The sequence below is a fragment of the Halomonas citrativorans genome (assembly GCF_900163645.1).
GTDB classification, from domain to species: Bacteria; Pseudomonadota; Gammaproteobacteria; order Pseudomonadales; family Halomonadaceae; genus Vreelandella; species Vreelandella citrativorans.
The window spans coordinates 1-15,205 of sequence record NZ_FUKM01000046.1; the positions used below are offsets into that span (position 1 = coordinate 1).

Here is a 15,205-nt window from a genome sequence, read left to right on the forward strand (position 1 = left end):
CGCCTGCCTTGATATCTGGTGACTTGTCACCCTCATCGGCAAACGCCCACATGAATTACCTGATCAAATTGTTAAAGAGCTGTTTCGCTTGAGGTTAATGTTACCAACATTCGACTCGATGACCGGAGCCGCTTGCCTCAGCGAGGAAGGCGTATTCTACGCATTTCCTGTTGTTTGTCAACCGCTGTTTTTAGCGGGTGAAGCAAGCGATTAAAACTTCGCTAACCTCCTGACAAACCGAAGGTTTTCACCTTCACTCACCGCTGGTAACGCTGGGCGTCCCCGGCAGCGGATGCGTACTTTACGGATTCGCTACCGGTTTGGCAAGGCCTTTTTTGAAGATCGTTTCAAAAACTTCAAACAAGCGTCACACGGCCGTAACGTTTCTTGCCCGCCTGTATAACGTAGACCTTACCCGTTGCCAACATGGTGTCCTGCGCAACCACGTTGCCATCAACCTTAACACTCCCGTTCTTAAGCATGTCTTTCGCTTGGGCACTGTTTTTGGTAAGGCCTGAACGGTTGAGTACGGCAGCAATGGGGGCTTGACCAGCGCCTTCAAAATCCACTGCTATTTCTGGCAGATCATCAGGCACTTCGCCATCGGCCAGTTGGTTACCCGCTGACTTGTGCGCATTAGCGGCGGCTTCTTCACCGTGGTAGCGAGCAATCAGCTCACGCGCCAGTTCCATTTTCACATCACGCGGGTTTGCACCCTGCTCAACGCTCTGCTTAAGCGCACCAAGCTCTTCGTTGGATTTCAGCGACAGTAGCTCAAAGTAGCGCCACATTAAGCTATCGGGCATTGAAACCAGCTTGTTGAACATGGAACCCGGTGCTTCATCAACGCCCACGTAGTTGCCGAGCGACTTCGACATCTTCTGCACGCCGTCAAGACCTTCCAGCAGCGGCATGGTGATAACGACTTGAGGCTCCTGGCCGAAGTGCTTTTGAATTTCACGCCCCATCAGCAGGTTGAACTTCTGGTCGGTGCCGCCCAACTCGATATCCGCTTCCAGCGCCACAGAGTCATAGCCCTGAACCAGCGGATACAGAAACTCATGAATGGCGATAGGTTGATTGGCTTTATAGCGTTTTTCAAAATCATCCCGCTCAAGCATACGCGCAACGGTGCTTTGTGCGGCCAGCTCAATCATCTTGGCGGCGGTCAGCTCGCCAAACCACTCCGCATTAAAGCGCACCTCGGTCTTTTCAGGATCAAGGATCTTGAAAACCTGCTCTTTATAGGTTTCCGCGTTGGCTTTCACATCGGCTTCGGTCAGTGGCTTGCGGGTGATGTTCTTACCCGTCGGGTCACCAATACGTCCAGTGAAGTCACCGATCAGAAAAATAACGGTATGCCCCAGGTCCTGGAATTGACGCATTTTGGTCAGAAGTACGCTGTGACCCAAATGCAGGTCAGGGGCTGTGGGGTCAAAACCAGCTTTGATACGCAGCTTGCGCCCGGAGGCCAGCTTCTTTTTAAGCTCGTCCTCTACGAGGATTTCATGCGTACCCCGCGCCAACAGCGCTAAAGCCTGATCCACCTCACTCATTGCCTCTCTCCACTCTAAACGTTGCCCCATTGGGCATACAGATGAACAATAGCCGACGATGTTACCATGCCTGCCCGACCTGGTTGAGCCTTCGCACCGCCTTGGATACTGCTTTATGAAAACGCTCCCCACTGCTCCCACACTTTATTATATGGGTTTAATGTCAGGCACCAGCCTTGACGGTATTGATGCCGCGCTTATTGCGATCACTCCCACCGCCCCGCCTCGGCTGGTGGCAACCCATGCCGAGCCCATGCCGGAAGCATTGCACAGCGCACTATTAACGCTATGTAACGCAGAGCAGGTAAGTTTCGCCCAGTTGGCCTTGGCAGAAAATGCCTTTTGCCACCTTCAGGCGCAGGCTATTAACACACTCTTGGCCCAGCAGTGTCTTTCACCCAGCCAGATTAGTGCGGTCGGCAGTCATGGCCAAACCATCGAGCATGCGCCTGACGGACATAGCGGCGGCCCTGCCTACACGCTGCAGTTGGATAATCCAAGCCTATTGGCGGAATTGACTGGCTGTACTGTCGTCGCCGACTTTCGCCGCCGCGACTTGGCGGCAGGCGGTCAGGCAGCCCCGCTTGCACCCGCCTTTCATCAGGCACTGTTCGGCAGACAGACGGTAGAGCAGCTCATCCTTAACCTGGGCGGGATTGCCAACGTCACTTGGTTGCCGCGCCATACAGACCAGCCGGCACTGGGGTTTGATACCGGTCCGGCTAATGTATTACTGGATGCCTGGTTTGCGAAACATTACCCCAGCCGGTTTGATCAAAACGGCACCTGGGCCAAAAGCGGCCAGGTAGATAGCGCTCTCTTGGTGCGTTTTCTCACCGAACCCTTCTTTCGCCAACCGCCGCCGCGCAGCACCGGGCGCGAACTTTTTCACTTAACGTGGCTCAAGCAGCACCTTACCGGCACAGAGTCGCCCGAAGACGTGCAGGCCACACTTGCCGAGCTAACAGCGATTAGCGTGGCCGAAGGCATTAAGCACTTATTACCCGACAACCAACCCGCGACCCTAATCACCTGCGGCGGAGGCGCCCATAACGCCTATTTAATGGCACGCCTAGCCCATCACCTACCTAACGCCACGTTTACCTCGCCATCGGCTTACGGCTGGCCAGAAGACTGGATTGAAGCTGGTGCGTTTGCCTGGCTTGCCCATCAGCGCTTGCACCATTTACCTGGCAATTTGCCCTCGGTCACTGGCGCCAGCGGCCTGCGCGTATTGGGGGGCATTTACTCACGCTAAGTGCCAAGCGGCGGAAGCTGCTGATCTTTATTAGTGAAAAGAAACCATTTGAACGCATTCTACTTTGCCGAGGATGCGCGCAGTTCGGTAATATCCCTATCACTTCCAACTGCGGTAAGGTGCTTGAGTATGATGGACATCGCGCTTCCTGAATCGCTCGCCCAAGCGCGAGAACGTCTGCATCAGGCGCTTTTAGAGGCCAAGCGCCCTTTAAATGACGCAACGCTGCTTGTGGTGAGCAAAACCAAGCCAGTCTCCCTGATTCGCCAGGCTTATGCGCTTGGTCAACGGGCGTTCGGCGAGAACTATTTGCAAGAAGCATTAGACAAGCAGATCGAGCTCGCTGACCTGAACGACATTGTGTGGCATTTCATTGGTCCGCTACAGTCAAATAAAACCCGTGCGGTGGCAGAGCACTTTGACTGGATACATAGCGTTGATCGCTTAAAAATTGCCAACCGGCTCAGCGAGCAGCGCCCAAGCCATTTAGCGCCGTTAAATATATGTTTACAGGTTAATATTAGCCGTGAGGCGTCTAAATCGGGGGTTATACCTGAAGACGTTAAGGCGCTGGCCTATGAGGCAGCCCAACTGCCCCGTTTACGGCTGCGCGGTTTAATGGCAATTCCCGCGCCAGCTGACACGCTAGAGGCGCAGCGCAAGCCGTTAGCCGAACTAAGGCATCTGCTGACAGAACTACAGACAACGCTGCCTCAGGCCCCATTAGACACGCTATCAATGGGCATGAGTGATGACCTTGAAGCCGCCGTGATGGAAGGTGCCACGCTGGTACGTTTAGGCACGGCTATTTTCGGTGCGCGCGGCGCAGTCAATTCATAACACAGGACACGCACATGGCAAGCAAGATCACTTTCATCGGCGCAGGCAATATGGCGACCGCTATTATCGGTGGCCTTATCGACAGCGGTGCTGCGCCCACGGACCTTACCGCCACCGCGCCCAGCAGCAGCGAGCTGACGCCGGTTAAAGAGCGCCTGGGTATTAATATCCACACCGACAACAACGTTGCCGTCAGTAACGCAGACGTGGTGGTTCTGGCCGTTAAGCCACAGATCATGCGGGTGGTATGTGAAGAGCTGCGGGAGACTATTCAGCAACAACGCCCGTTGGTGATTTCGATTGCAGCAGGCCTGGACGCCGCGACCATCGACCAGTGGCTAGGGGGCAATAACGCCTTGGTCCGCTGCATGCCCAATACACCTTCGTTGGTGGGATACGGCGCCAGCGGCCTGTTCGCTAATTCAGCCGTGAGCGATACCCAGCGCGATATCGCCACTCAGCTAATGGAAGCCGTCGGCATTGTTGAGTGGGTGGAAGAAGAGTCGCTTTTGGACGCGGTAACGGCGGTTTCGGGCAGCGCCCCGGCCTACTTCTTTTTAATGTTTGAGGCCATGGAAGAGGCTGCCGTAACGCTTGGCTTACCGGCTGAAACGGCACGCCGCCTGGCCATCCAAACAGCGCTGGGCGCCGCCACCATGGCGCAGAAGAGTGACAAAGACCCTGCCACGCTTAAGCAGAACGTGATGTCGCCTGGCGGCACTACTGAACGCGCGATTCATCATCTGGAAGAGGCGCAGTTGCGCACTACCATTGCCGATGCCATGGAAGCCTGTGCCAAGCGCGCCCAGGAAATGGCCCGTGAATTAAGCAGCCACTGAATCATCTAACGTAACGGAGACACCAGCAATGGGCAGTCAATTGGGTAGCGCCGGGTTAACGCTAGTTAACTCACTGATCAATATTTATTTATTTTTACTTATGCTGCGATTCTTATTGCAGGCATCGCGGGCGGACTACTACAACCCGCTAAGTCAGTCGGTGGTTAAGATCACCCAGCCTGTCGTAAGGCCTTTCCAGAGCTTTTTAGGCCCTGTGGCAGGCCGTTTCGACCTTGCCACACTCGCCGCAGGCTTTGTGCTGAAAGTAGTGAGCATGGTGGCTATCTTCATGGTGATCGGCATTGGCATCCCGCCCATTGCCGGGCTGCTAATTGCAGGGGTGGCGGCGATTGCCAATGCGATCTTAAAGATCTACTTTTTCGCTCTGATTGTGATGATCATTTTGAGCTGGGTTGCTCCGAATGCCAGCCACCCGGGCGCACTACTGGTCATGCAGCTGGTTGAACCCATCATGGCGCCGGTACGCAGGGTAATTCCACCGCTGGGAATGATCGACCTGTCTCCCATCGTGGTCTTTATTGCCATCAATCTTCTTGATGGCTTGGTGGCTGGCTCTCTGATCCGTGCTGCCGGCATTTCAGGGGCCCTGGTAGGGCTTTAAGATTTTTTTAGCCCCGCTTCCCCCCGGCTTTATTCAGAAGAACCCATTTTGCAGGACTAACGCTTTCGATGCCCGACTCAGACACGCTTGCCTTTGCTGACCGACCAACGGACGCCGTTGGTCTTGTCACGCCTCATATTGCGCAGTTCGACACGCCGCTTGCCCTCGCCTGCGGAAAAGTGCTTCCGGAATATGAGCTGATCTATGAGACCTACGGCACGTTAAACGCCGAACGCAGCAATGCGGTGTTGATTTGCCATGCGCTTTCCGGCCATCACCACGCGGCGGGCTATCACAGCCAGAATGACCGCAAGCCCGGCTGGTGGGATGCGCACATTGGGCCAGGTAAATCGATCGACACCAATCGCTTCTTTGTGGTTTCCCTGAATAACCTGGGCGGCTGCCACGGCAGCACCGGGCCGGTTAGCCACAATCCTGAAACCGGTCGCCAGTGGGGGCCAGACTTCCCCATGGTCACGGTCAGTGATTGGGTCGCAAGCCAGGCGCGCTTGGCCGACCACTTGGGGATTGAGCGCTGGGCGGCAGCCGTAGGCGGAAGCCTCGGTGGCATGCAGGCACTGCAGTGGACGATTACCTACCCTGAGCGAGTGGCTAACGCCGTCGTAATTGCCGCAACACCTCGGCTTTCAGCGCAGAATATTGCGTTTAACGAAGTAGCCCGCCAGGCCATCCGCTCGGATACCGAGTTCTTCGGCGGCTGGTACGCCGAGCATGACACCGTACCCAAGCGCGGGTTGAAACTGGCACGCATGGTGGGACATATCACCTACTTGTCAGAAGACGCCATGGGCAGCAAGTTCGGGCGCGACCTTAGAAGCGACGACCTTAACTTCGGCTTCGATGTTGAGTTCCAGGTCGAATCCTACCTGCGCTACCAGGGCGACGCGTTCTCCACCGCCTTTGATGCCAATACCTATCTCTTGATGACCAAGGCGCTGGACTATTTTGACCCGGCCGCCACCTGCGACGGCGACCTGGCCAAAGCGCTTGCCCCTGCACAGTGCCCTTTCCTGATTGTCAGTTTCACTACCGATTGGCGCTTCCCGCCCGCCCGTTCCCGTGAGCTGGTCGATGCTCTTACCCGTGCAGGCAAGTCGGTTAGCTACGCCAATATTGCGTCGCCCCATGGGCACGATGCGTTTTTGCTACCGGAGCCACGTTATGAAGCGCTGTTCAGCGCCTTTATGAACCGTACTGCTCGTGAGCTAGGCCTGGAGGAGATCCGTTGATGCGCGCCGACCTTGAACTGATTTACGACTGGGTGCCCAAAGGGGCTCACGTGCTGGACCTCGCCTGCGGCGATGGCGAGCTTCTGGAGAGCCTGGCCCGCGACAAGGGCGTAACTGGCTACGGTCTGGAGATCGACCCAGATGGCATAACCAGCTGCGTGGCACGCGGCGTCAGCGTGATAGAGCACAACCTGGACGACGGACTGGCCAGCTTTTGCGATCACAGCTACGACCAGGTCATCATGACCCAAGCACTCCAGGCGCTGCGCCGCCCCGACAAAATGCTTGATGAGATGCTGCGCGTCGCTGACGAAGGCATTATCACCTTCCCCAACTTTGCCTACTGGCGCCACCGCGTCTACCTGGGCCTACGTGGCTACATGCCGGTCTCCAAGTCACTGCCTCACGCCTGGTACGACACACCCAACATCCACTTGTCGACCTTTAACGACTTCGAGCAACTGTGCCGTGAAAAGGGCCTGGTGATCGTGGACCGTGCCGTGGGTGTGGGCGAGCGCCGTGGACACTGGACCTCAAAGTGGTGGCCCAACCTCTTCGGCGAGATCGCCATCTTCCGCGTACGTCGCCGTTAAGCGAACCGGCAGCGTGCGCGCAAGCGTTACGCTGACCGGAACACCCTCCTTCCACTGGGTGCTCGTACCATACGCGAGCACTTCAACACCGCTGGCAACTGCCGCCTCAAGCCCTGCCGCATAGGCGGCGTCGATATGCGCAGCGGGTGCGACATCATTAATACCTTCGTGAGCAATGCAAAACAGCAGCACGGCCCGTTCACCCTTCAAGGCCAATGCACTTAACGCCTGCAGGTGTTTAAGCCCGCGCACGCTTACCGAGTCGGGGAAATACCCGTATCCATCCTGCTCTTTGAGGGTTACCTGTTTGACCTCAATGTACGCGCGCCCTTTAACCGGGTCCTCAAGCAGAAAATCAAGCCGCGATTCCCCTACCTTTACCTCACGACGCTGGCAAGCATAACCGGCGAGCGCCTCCAGTTGGTTAGCGCTGAGCGCCGCCTCGACAATCCGGTTGGTTCGCCCCGTATGAACTGATACCAACGACACGCTGCCATCGGGCTGGGGCAATTCAATGAGCTCCCATGTCCATAAAAGCTTACGTTTGGGGTTATCACTGGGTGACAGCCACACTCGGCAGCCGGGCACATTGACGGCTTTCATCGACCCAGTATTGGGGCAGTGCGCTACCACTTCTCGGCCATCGTCCAGGCGCACATCAGCAAAAAAACGCTTGTAGCGGCGCAGCAGCGTACCGGGCGCCAGTGACGGATAACGCAATGGATAATGCAACGGAGAATGCAGCGAAGAGGCCAGTGTCATAGCCGCCCCACGAAGCGGGTGATCCGCGCCACCGCTTCCTCAAGCCGAGCAACGTCATTGGTAAACGCAATCCGCACATGGTGCTCGCCACCGCGCACGGCAAAATCAATACCGGGGGTAATGGCTACATTTTCCTCTTCCAGCAGCCGTTCACAAAATGCCTGGCTATCGCGGCTATAGCGCGAGATATCCAGCCAGACATAAAACGCGCCTTGAGGCGGTAAATCGGGCGCCAGGCCGAGCATCGCCAGCCCATCAAGCAATACCTGACGGCGCTCGGAGAGAATTTCACGACGCTGCTCCAGAATCGCCCGGCACTCGGGAGTGAAAGCGGCAAGCGCTGCATGCTGAGACGGGGTAGAAGCCGCCAGAAAGACGTTCTGGGCAAGCCGGGTCAAGGGCTCAACCGCGCGCTGCGGCGCGACCAGCCAGCCCAGGCGCCAGCCGGTCATCCCGAAATATTTTGAGAAGCTGTTAACCACAAACGCTTCACTGGAAAGTGATGTCGCAGACAGTGGAGCATCGTCGTAGTTGAGCCCTTGATATATCTCATCAACGATCACTTCGCCCGAGCGCGTGGCCACGGCGTCCAGCACTTGAGAAAGCTGCTCAGCACTCAAGGTGTGTCCGGTAGGGTTGGAGGGCGAAGCCAGCATGGCCAGCCGGGTTTCATCACGCCAGTGCCGCTCGACCAAACCAGCATCCAACTGCCAGCCACTCTCACGTCCCACGGAAACCGCGTCAACCTCAGCGCCTGCCAACGCCATGAAATGGCGGTTGCATGGATAATTGGGGTCCGCCATCAGCACCCGGTCACCGCCCTCTACAAGCAATTGGCTTGCTAGCAGCAGCGCGCCGGATGCACCCGGTGTAACCAGAATTCGGGCAGGATCCACGTCAGCATTAAAGTGTTCAGCATAGTGGTCAGCGATAGCTTCACGCAGCGCAGGCAGCCCGGCGGCGGGAGTATAACGCGTCTGGCCACGTGCCAAGGCCTGTTGGCCTGCCGCAATGATCGGCTCAGGCGTGGCAAAATCAGGCTCACCGACCTCCAAATGAATCACATCATGCCCGGCTGCCTCCCGCGTCTGGGCCATTTCCAGCAAGTGCATCACACGAAAGGGCGCCACGTGGCTGACTCGCGAATTCCAGGCCATAACGGCTCCTCCACCTAATAGAATAAAAGCATGACATGGGTCGTACAAACGGTAGGACCATAGTCGCAAACGCACCATTATGCTTGCAAAGCGGGAGTTTTTCAGCTAAACAAGCATCCCTTTGGCGTGAGATCGTGGCATACGCTCATGATCAATCAGCAGTCATATACGTAAGGGGCAATCCCATGCCAGTAGCGGAAAAAAAACCGGAAGCGGCCAAGTCCTTCACTCCGTATGAGTCGGCACCAGGTGAAGAGTACATGAACGATAAGCAGTTGGCGCATTTTCGTCAGCTGCTGTTGGACTGGAAGCAAGACCTCATGGAAGAGGTGGACCGCACCGTGCGCCACCTTCAGGAAGACGCCAACAACTACGCCGACCCCGCCGACCGGGCAACGCAGGAAGAAGGCTTTAGCCTTGAACTGCGCACTCGCGACCGCGAGCGCAAGCTGCTCAAGAAAATCAACGAAACCATCGAAAATATCGACGACGACGATTATGGCTTCTGCGAAGCATGCGGCGTTGAAATCGGTATTCGCCGCTTGGAAGCCCGTCCTACCGCCACCCTTTGCGTTGATTGCAAAACCCTGGCGGAACTTAAAGAAAAACAGCTTGGCGGCTAAGCCGGTTATTTAACCCCTTGGTACGCTAACGCTGAAAGTGGGCACCTTTGGGTGCCCGCTTTTGTTTTGGGTAAAGGTTTTTATGATGTCTTCTACCAGCTACCGGGGGCGCTTTGCCCCCACTCCTTCAGGGCCTTTGCATTTTGGTTCGCTTGTTGCAGCGCTCGGCAGCTATCTGGATGCCCGTGCCGCTGGCGGGCGCTGGCTGGTGCGTATTGAAGATATCGACCCACCGCGCTGCCCCCAAGGGGCAGACGCCACCATTTTGCGCCAGTTGGAACGCTTTGGCTTACAGTGGGATGAAACGCTGTGCTGGCAGCACAACCGCCATGACGCTTATCAACAAGCGCTGGATCAACTCATTGATCAGCGCTTGGCGTATCCTTGTAGCTGCTCACGCAAACAGTGGCAATCGCATGCTATTTATCCAGGCTGGTGCCGTGACGGGTTAAGGGAGCCGGATAAGCCGGTTGCCTGGCGGTTACGCAGCGACCTGGCCAAGCGCCCGATTGTCTGGCAGGACCGTCTGTTTGGCGCGCAGCAGTTTGACCCAGTAGCGCTGGGTGACGTAGTGCTTAAGCGCAAGGATGGCCTTTGGGCTTATCAATTGGCGGTTGTCGTTGACGATGCCGAGCAGGGTATTACCGACGTGGTTCGTGGGCTCGATTTACTCGACAACACCCCTTGGCAGCGTCAGCTTCAAAGTGCTTTGAAGCTTCCAGAACCGCGCTATTTACATTTGCCACTGGTCGTCACCCCAGACGGCCAAAAGCTTTCAAAACAGAACCTGGCCCCGGCGCTTGCCGAGGATGAGGACGGCATGCGGCGCCAGCTTTTTCAGGCGCTTCAAGCGCTTGACCAAGCACCACCGGCAGCTCTGGCCACAGAACCTCCCGCCAGCCAGCTACACTGGGCAGTGGCAAACTGGGCGGTTGAGCGCCTTTCCCCCACCGAACACCGCCGCTTGCAGTAAGGAGTTCTCCATGTATGTCTATCGCATCATGCTGTTTTTGGTGTTTGGCGGTTATTTGCTCTCTCCGTTATTAATGGACGGCTGGAGCAATCCGAGCACGGCCTGGTATCGCCCGTTCGCTATCTGGGGCGTGTTGATTGCGCTCACGCTATGGCTTGAGCAAAAAAGGAAGTTAGATGAGCGTTGAGTTAACCGGCGTTTTACTGCTCGGCCTGGGCTTCCTGGGGCTGATGTTTAGCTGTGGCGTCGCCGTTGAGCGCGGCTGGTTGCCTACATACGTTACCCGCCACCCCATCGTTTACACCCTCGCCCTCGGCGTTTATGCCAGCGCCTGGGCAATTTATGGCAGCGTTGAACTTGCGGCCCAGGCAGGGTTTGGCTACTTGGCTTACTACCTGGGCGCGGCCGGTACCTTTCTACTTGCTCCGGTCCTGCTGGTGCCTATCCAGAGGATTACCCGCACATATCAGCTCGCCTCACTCGCGGATCTGTTTGCGTTTCGGTTTCGTTCGCGCTGGGCAGGCTCGCTGGTCACGTTAATCAGTCTTTTGGCCGTGCTGCCATTGTTAGGCATTCAAGTTCAAACCTTGAGCAGCGCTATTCAATGGCTCACCGGCAGTGCCTATAGTTCTGCGGTCGCCCTGCTATTTTGTGGGCTGATTGCGGTGCTCGCCGTGATGTTCGGAGCCCGGCATAGCCATACGCGCCAAGATCCGTTAATCAGCATGTTGGCGCTTGAGTCTCTGATCAAACTACTCGCCATGCTGTGCCTGGGAGCGGTGGCCTTATGGCTTGTTTTTGATGGACCCAATGATTTACAACGCTGGCTTGAGGGGCCGGGCCTACAAGCCCAGCAGGCAACCTATCAGTTGGATGACGCTCAATGGCGCACGCTGTTACTGCTGTTTTTTGCAGCTGCGTTCATGATGCCCCACCTATTTCATATTACCTTTTCCGAAAACCTGTCACGCCACACCCTGTTTCAGGCCAGTTGGACATTACCGCTTTACCTGTTATTGATGGCCTTGCCTATACCGCTTATCTGGTGGGCCGCTCAATCGGTCAATAACGAGCTTCCGGCCACTGCCTACGCGGTGTATATGATCAGCGAACACTGGTGGGTCAAAGCGCTGGCTTTTCTGGCCGGACTAGCCGCTGTCAGCGGTACAATGATCATGATCGCCCTGGCGCTATCCGGCATGATGCTCAACCATATTGTGCTGGTGGCCAGGCCGCCCGAAGCGCGTAGCGACCTTTATGGCTGGCTACTCTGGCTACGCCGAGCCTTGGTGGTCGGCGTGATTGTTAGCGGCTGGCTATTTTATGAGGGGGTCGGGCGCCATCACGACCTCGTTAACCTGGGCATGGCATCGTTTGTGGGTATGGCGCAGTGCTTGCCCGGCATGCTGGCACTGCTTTACTGGCCAGGCGCAAATCGCAAAGGCATGGTTGTTGGCCTTATCGCAGGAGTCACCCTATGGCTTTGGGGGCTTTGGCTACCGCTTATCTTCACGTTCCCGACACCCGCACTGCCCTTCACTCACCTGATGAGCGACAGTGCGCCCCCCTGGTACACGGTAACGCTGGTATCACTGGCTACCAACATTGTTCTCTTGATTGTTATTTCGCTGTTTACACGTATTTCTGAGGGCGAAAAATCGGCAGCCGAAGCGTGCTCCGTCGACGCCGTTATCCGCTCCAAACGACTACCGCTGGAGGCTGCCACCGCTGCTGACTTTTCTACTCACCTGGCTCAAGCGATCGGCGACGAAGCCGCCCAGCGAGAAGTGTCCAGAGCATTAAAAGCGCTTAAGCTCACACCACAAGAACGACGCCCTTACGCACTGCGCCGCCTGCGTGACCGCATTCAGGCCAATCTGTCAGGCTTAATGGGGCCTTCGGTCGCACGTGATATTGTCGACCGCTACCTGCCCTACCGCCATGACGATGCCCCGGTAACGGACGACATCCACTTTGTGGAGAGCCGCCTGGAAGCCTACCGTTCACGCCTGACCGGGCTTGCCCGAGAGCTTGACGGACTGCGCCGCCATCACCGCCAAACACTAGCTTATCTTCCTGTTGGCCTGTGCGTATTTGGCGATGACAAAGAGCTTTTGATGTGGAATCAGGCGCTTTCCCAGCTCTCCGGCATCAGCGGCGAAAGCGTGATTGGCGCGCGCTGCGATAATTTACCTGCGCCGTGGCCTGAGCTATTGGGCAACGTCTTGCTAGCCTCCCACACGCCGCTTTATAAGCAGGCGGTATCGCTGCACGGCAAGGATTACTTTCTTACCCTGCATAAAGCTGAGCTTAGCGGCCACGACAGCCGAGGCGGCAGCGTGGTGTTGGTCGAAGACCACACCGAGATGAAGTGGCTGGAAGATGAGTTGGTACATGCCGCCCGCCTGGCTTCTATTGGCCAGTTGGCAGCTGGCGTTGCCCACGAGATTGGCAACCCGATTACCGGGATTTCGTCACTGGCGCAAAATTTACGCTACGATACCAATGACCCCGCTCTGCTGGAGACTGCGGATCAGATCCAGCAGCTAACCCGGCGCGTAACGACCATTGTGAACTCGCTAGTCGGCTTTGCGCATGGCGGCCGCCAGTCTGGCCCGCCGCCTGCGTCCCCCGTGGCGCTTAACACGCTGAGCGAAGACGCATTAAACTTGATCCACCTGGCGCGCTCGGGTGAGGATGTAACGTTGACCAATGCGTGCCCTGATGCTCTTGTGGTGCGCGGGGATGCTCAGCGTTTAACCCAAGTGATGGTCAACCTGCTTAGCAACGCCAGGGACGCTTGCATGCCCAGCGGCCAAGTGGTGATTACCGCAGGGCAGCAGGCAGGCAGTGCCTGGTGGCGAGTGACTGATAACGGCCAGGGGATTGATCCTCGCGTGCGTGACCACTTGTTTGAGCCTTTCACCACGACCAAACCTGCAGGCGAAGGCACGGGACTTGGGCTGTCGCTTGCGTATCAAATTATCAACGAGCACCAAGGCAGAATAGACGTGGCCTCGCCGCCGCCCAATGAGCCTCGCGGCACGGCCATTACGCTTTGGCTGCCGCTTTACCAACAGGATGGCCAGCGACCCTATGCCCAGGATTCTGATTGTTGAAGACGAAGCGATTATTCGCAGTGCGCTAAAGCGCCTGCTTGAGCGTCATGACTATACCGTCAACGAAGCAGGCAGCGTTGAAGAGGCCAGCCAACTAACGCTTCCTGAGTTCGACCTCATCATCAGTGACCTGCGACTGCCGGGCGAGCCTGGCACCACGTTGATTGGCGCTGCTGCTCCCGCGCCGGTGCTGATCATGACCAGCTATGCCAGCATGCGCTCAGCGGTAGATGCCTTAAAACAGGGCGCCGTCGACTATATCGCCAAGCCGTTTGACCATACTGAAATGCTGGAGACCATTGAGCGTATATTGCATCAGCAGTCGATGCAGCATGGCGAGCCACCTGCAATTACCGGTGATGGTGGCAGCCAGCAGATGATGATTGGCGAATGCGCGGCCATGCAACAGGTCTATACTCGTATCCGCAAAACTGCGCCAGCCGATGTGACCGTGCTGATTTTAGGAGAATCAGGTACCGGCAAAGAGCTGGTTGCACGGGCCATTCACCAACAAAGCAAACGCGCCAACGCCCCGCTGATCAGCGTTAACTGTGCCGCTATTCCCGAAACGCTGATTGAGTCTGAACTGTTCGGCCATGAGAAAGGCGCGTTTACCGGCGCCAGCGCATCACGCACCGGCCTAGTGGAGGCCGCCGACCAGGGCACGCTGTTTCTTGATGAGATTGGTGAACTGCCCCTTGATGCCCAAGCACGCCTGCTGCGTGTGTTACAGGAGGGAGAAATCCGCAAGATTGGTTCTGTGGAAACCCGCCACGTTAATGTCCGCCTGATTGCCGCAACCCACCGCGACCTGCGTGCATTATCTAAAAGTGGTGAATTTCGCTTGGACCTTTACTACCGCTTAAACGTGATGCAGATCGAGCTCCCCCCGCTGCGCGAACGCGAAGACGACGTGCTCCAGATTGCCGATATCTTGCTGGATAAAGCGTGCACGCGTCACGAGCGCCCCGGCCTACGGCTTTCAAGGGCCGCCCGTCAGGACCTGCGTGATTACCCGTGGCCAGGTAACGTTCGTGAGCTTGAAAACGCCCTGGAGCGAGGCGTGATTTTAGCCGAAGGCCATCTGATTCACCCGGATGATCTCGGACTGGCACCTGCACCGCCTCGTGCCCATTCACAGGCGAGTTCAGCGGCTTCCTCCAGCGACGAGAGCACGCCAGCGGAGGATGAGGATGATCTCTCTTTGGAAGACTATTTCCAGCACTTTGTGCTTGAGCATCAGGACCTGATGAGCGAAACCGAGCTGGCTCAAAAACTGGGCATTAGTCGTAAAAGCCTGTGGGAACGGCGCCAGCGGCTCGGTATACCGCGTAAAAAAACCGCTCGGCGTCCTAACTGACGCCGTTTGCACGCTTACCTGCGAACGCCTCACACCAAATGCTTACGACCATCGTCTACTATACTGATTTAAATAAAAAATAACCGAATTTGCGTTACCCAATCATTGTTACCTACCCACACAACGCCCTTAAAAAATCGGACCAAAAACGGTAACACTTATCTGTTACCGAAGTTCCTCAAAATAAAAAATAATCATAAGCGACTGAAACAAATAAACATTTCAACAAGTGGCACGACGAGTGCAATATTAC

Annotated in this window: 14 protein-coding genes; 11 read left to right on the forward strand and 3 right to left on the reverse strand. The window is 56.5% G+C overall.

All coding sequences use genetic code 11. The features are described 5' to 3' along the window. Positions 1-356: 356 nt before the first annotated feature. Entirely contained in the window at positions 357-1,556 is a 1,200-nt protein-coding gene (gene tyrS / locus CZ787_RS09795) for a tyrosine--tRNA ligase (RefSeq protein WP_087108645.1), read from the reverse strand. A gap of 115 nt (positions 1,557-1,671) precedes the next feature. Here tyrS and CZ787_RS09800 point away from each other — a divergent pair, with 115 nt between their 5' ends. The 6 genes from CZ787_RS09800 (at position 1,672) to metW (ending at position 6,958) form a co-directional block, all read left to right on the forward strand. Beyond that, positions 1,672-2,814 carry an anhydro-N-acetylmuramic acid kinase gene (locus CZ787_RS09800; protein ID WP_087108647.1) on the forward strand — a complete coding sequence of 381 codons (1,143 nt, stop codon included), beginning with the start codon at positions 1,672-1,674 and terminating at the stop codon, positions 2,812-2,814. A 129-nt stretch (positions 2,815-2,943) separates the two neighbouring features. Continuing rightward, positions 2,944-3,654 carry a YggS family pyridoxal phosphate-dependent enzyme gene (locus CZ787_RS09805; RefSeq protein WP_087108649.1) on the forward strand — a complete coding sequence of 237 codons (711 nt, stop codon included), beginning with the start codon at positions 2,944-2,946 and terminating at the stop codon, positions 3,652-3,654. A 14-nt stretch (positions 3,655-3,668) separates the two neighbouring features. After that, on the forward strand, positions 3,669-4,493 hold the full coding sequence (gene proC, locus CZ787_RS09810; protein WP_087108651.1) for a pyrroline-5-carboxylate reductase: 825 nt from the start codon (positions 3,669-3,671) through the stop codon (positions 4,491-4,493). Positions 4,494-4,521: 28 nt separating this feature from the next. Continuing rightward, positions 4,522-5,115 carry a YggT family protein gene (locus CZ787_RS09815; protein WP_087108653.1) on the forward strand — a complete coding sequence of 198 codons (594 nt, stop codon included), beginning with the start codon at positions 4,522-4,524 and terminating at the stop codon, positions 5,113-5,115. A gap of 68 nt (positions 5,116-5,183) precedes the next feature. Continuing rightward, positions 5,184-6,365 (forward strand): homoserine O-succinyltransferase MetX, encoded by a 1,182-nt coding sequence (metX, locus tag CZ787_RS09820; protein ID WP_087108655.1) that lies wholly within the window; start codon positions 5,184-5,186, stop codon positions 6,363-6,365. Beyond that, positions 6,365-6,958, forward strand: a complete 594-nt coding sequence (metW, locus tag CZ787_RS09825; protein WP_087108657.1) for a methionine biosynthesis protein MetW — start codon at positions 6,365-6,367, stop codon at positions 6,956-6,958. Before metX ends, metW begins: the two co-directional genes overlap by 1 nt. On the opposite strand, the gene sfsA is transcribed toward metW, so the two are convergent. Further along, the gene (gene sfsA, locus CZ787_RS09830; protein ID WP_087108659.1) at positions 6,899-7,720 is read right to left on the reverse strand and encodes a DNA/RNA nuclease SfsA; all 822 of its coding nucleotides are present in this window, start codon (positions 7,718-7,720) and stop codon (positions 6,899-6,901) included. The genes metW and sfsA overlap by 60 nt on opposite strands. Continuing rightward, a complete protein-coding gene (locus tag CZ787_RS09835) occupies positions 7,717-8,877 on the reverse strand; it encodes an aminotransferase class I/II-fold pyridoxal phosphate-dependent enzyme (protein ID WP_087108661.1) in 1,161 nt (386 codons plus the stop codon). Before CZ787_RS09835 ends, sfsA begins: the two co-directional genes overlap by 4 nt. Before the next feature lie 185 nt (positions 8,878-9,062). On the opposite strand from CZ787_RS09835, the gene dksA reads away from it, so the two are divergent. From dksA to CZ787_RS09855, 5 genes are all read left to right on the forward strand, one after another. After that, a complete protein-coding gene (gene dksA, locus CZ787_RS09840) occupies positions 9,063-9,500 on the forward strand; it encodes an RNA polymerase-binding protein DksA (protein ID WP_087108663.1) in 438 nt (145 codons plus the stop codon). 82 nt (positions 9,501-9,582) lie between these two features. Further along, positions 9,583-10,473 (forward strand): tRNA glutamyl-Q(34) synthetase GluQRS, encoded by an 891-nt coding sequence (gene gluQRS / locus CZ787_RS09845; RefSeq protein ID WP_087109130.1) that lies wholly within the window; start codon positions 9,583-9,585, stop codon positions 10,471-10,473. Between the two features lie 10 nt (positions 10,474-10,483). Next, on the forward strand, positions 10,484-10,660 hold the full coding sequence (locus tag CZ787_RS18835; RefSeq protein WP_172117580.1) for a hypothetical protein: 177 nt from the start codon (positions 10,484-10,486) through the stop codon (positions 10,658-10,660). Further along, a complete protein-coding gene (locus CZ787_RS09850; protein WP_087108667.1) occupies positions 10,650-13,592 on the forward strand; it encodes an ATP-binding protein in 2,943 nt (980 codons plus the stop codon). The genes CZ787_RS18835 and CZ787_RS09850 overlap by 11 nt, the downstream gene beginning before the upstream one ends. Further along, positions 13,570-14,952, forward strand: a complete 1,383-nt coding sequence (locus CZ787_RS09855) for a sigma-54-dependent transcriptional regulator (RefSeq protein WP_087108669.1) — start codon at positions 13,570-13,572, stop codon at positions 14,950-14,952. Before CZ787_RS09850 ends, CZ787_RS09855 begins: the two co-directional genes overlap by 23 nt. The last annotated feature ends 253 nt before the right edge of the window (positions 14,953-15,205 follow it).

Bases quoted from the DNA above. Each gene is read 5' to 3' on its own strand.
- sfsA (WP_087108659.1), bottom strand. From the start codon at position 7,720: ATGACACTGGCCTCTTCGCTGCATTCTCCGTTGCATTATCCATTGCGT.
- gluQRS (WP_087109130.1), top strand. From the start codon at position 9,583: ATGATGTCTTCTACCAGCTACCGGGGGCGCTTTGCCCCCACTCCTTCA.
- CZ787_RS09835 (WP_087108661.1), bottom strand. From the start codon at position 8,877: ATGGCCTGGAATTCGCGAGTCAGCCACGTGGCGCCCTTTCGTGTGATG.
- metW (WP_087108657.1), top strand. From the start codon at position 6,365: ATGCGCGCCGACCTTGAACTGATTTACGACTGGGTGCCCAAAGGGGCT.
- CZ787_RS09805 (WP_087108649.1), top strand. From the start codon at position 2,944: ATGATGGACATCGCGCTTCCTGAATCGCTCGCCCAAGCGCGAGAACGT.
- CZ787_RS09800 (WP_087108647.1), top strand. From the start codon at position 1,672: ATGAAAACGCTCCCCACTGCTCCCACACTTTATTATATGGGTTTAATG.
- proC (WP_087108651.1), top strand. From the start codon at position 3,669: ATGGCAAGCAAGATCACTTTCATCGGCGCAGGCAATATGGCGACCGCT.
- CZ787_RS09815 (WP_087108653.1), top strand. From the start codon at position 4,522: ATGGGCAGTCAATTGGGTAGCGCCGGGTTAACGCTAGTTAACTCACTG.
- tyrS (WP_087108645.1), bottom strand. From the start codon at position 1,556: ATGAGTGAGGTGGATCAGGCTTTAGCGCTGTTGGCGCGGGGTACGCAT.
- metX (WP_087108655.1), top strand. From the start codon at position 5,184: ATGCCCGACTCAGACACGCTTGCCTTTGCTGACCGACCAACGGACGCC.
- dksA (WP_087108663.1), top strand. From the start codon at position 9,063: ATGCCAGTAGCGGAAAAAAAACCGGAAGCGGCCAAGTCCTTCACTCCG.
- CZ787_RS09850 (WP_087108667.1), top strand. From the start codon at position 10,650: ATGAGCGTTGAGTTAACCGGCGTTTTACTGCTCGGCCTGGGCTTCCTG.
- CZ787_RS09855 (WP_087108669.1), top strand. From the start codon at position 13,570: ATGCCCAGGATTCTGATTGTTGAAGACGAAGCGATTATTCGCAGTGCG.
- CZ787_RS18835 (WP_172117580.1), top strand. From the start codon at position 10,484: ATGTATGTCTATCGCATCATGCTGTTTTTGGTGTTTGGCGGTTATTTG.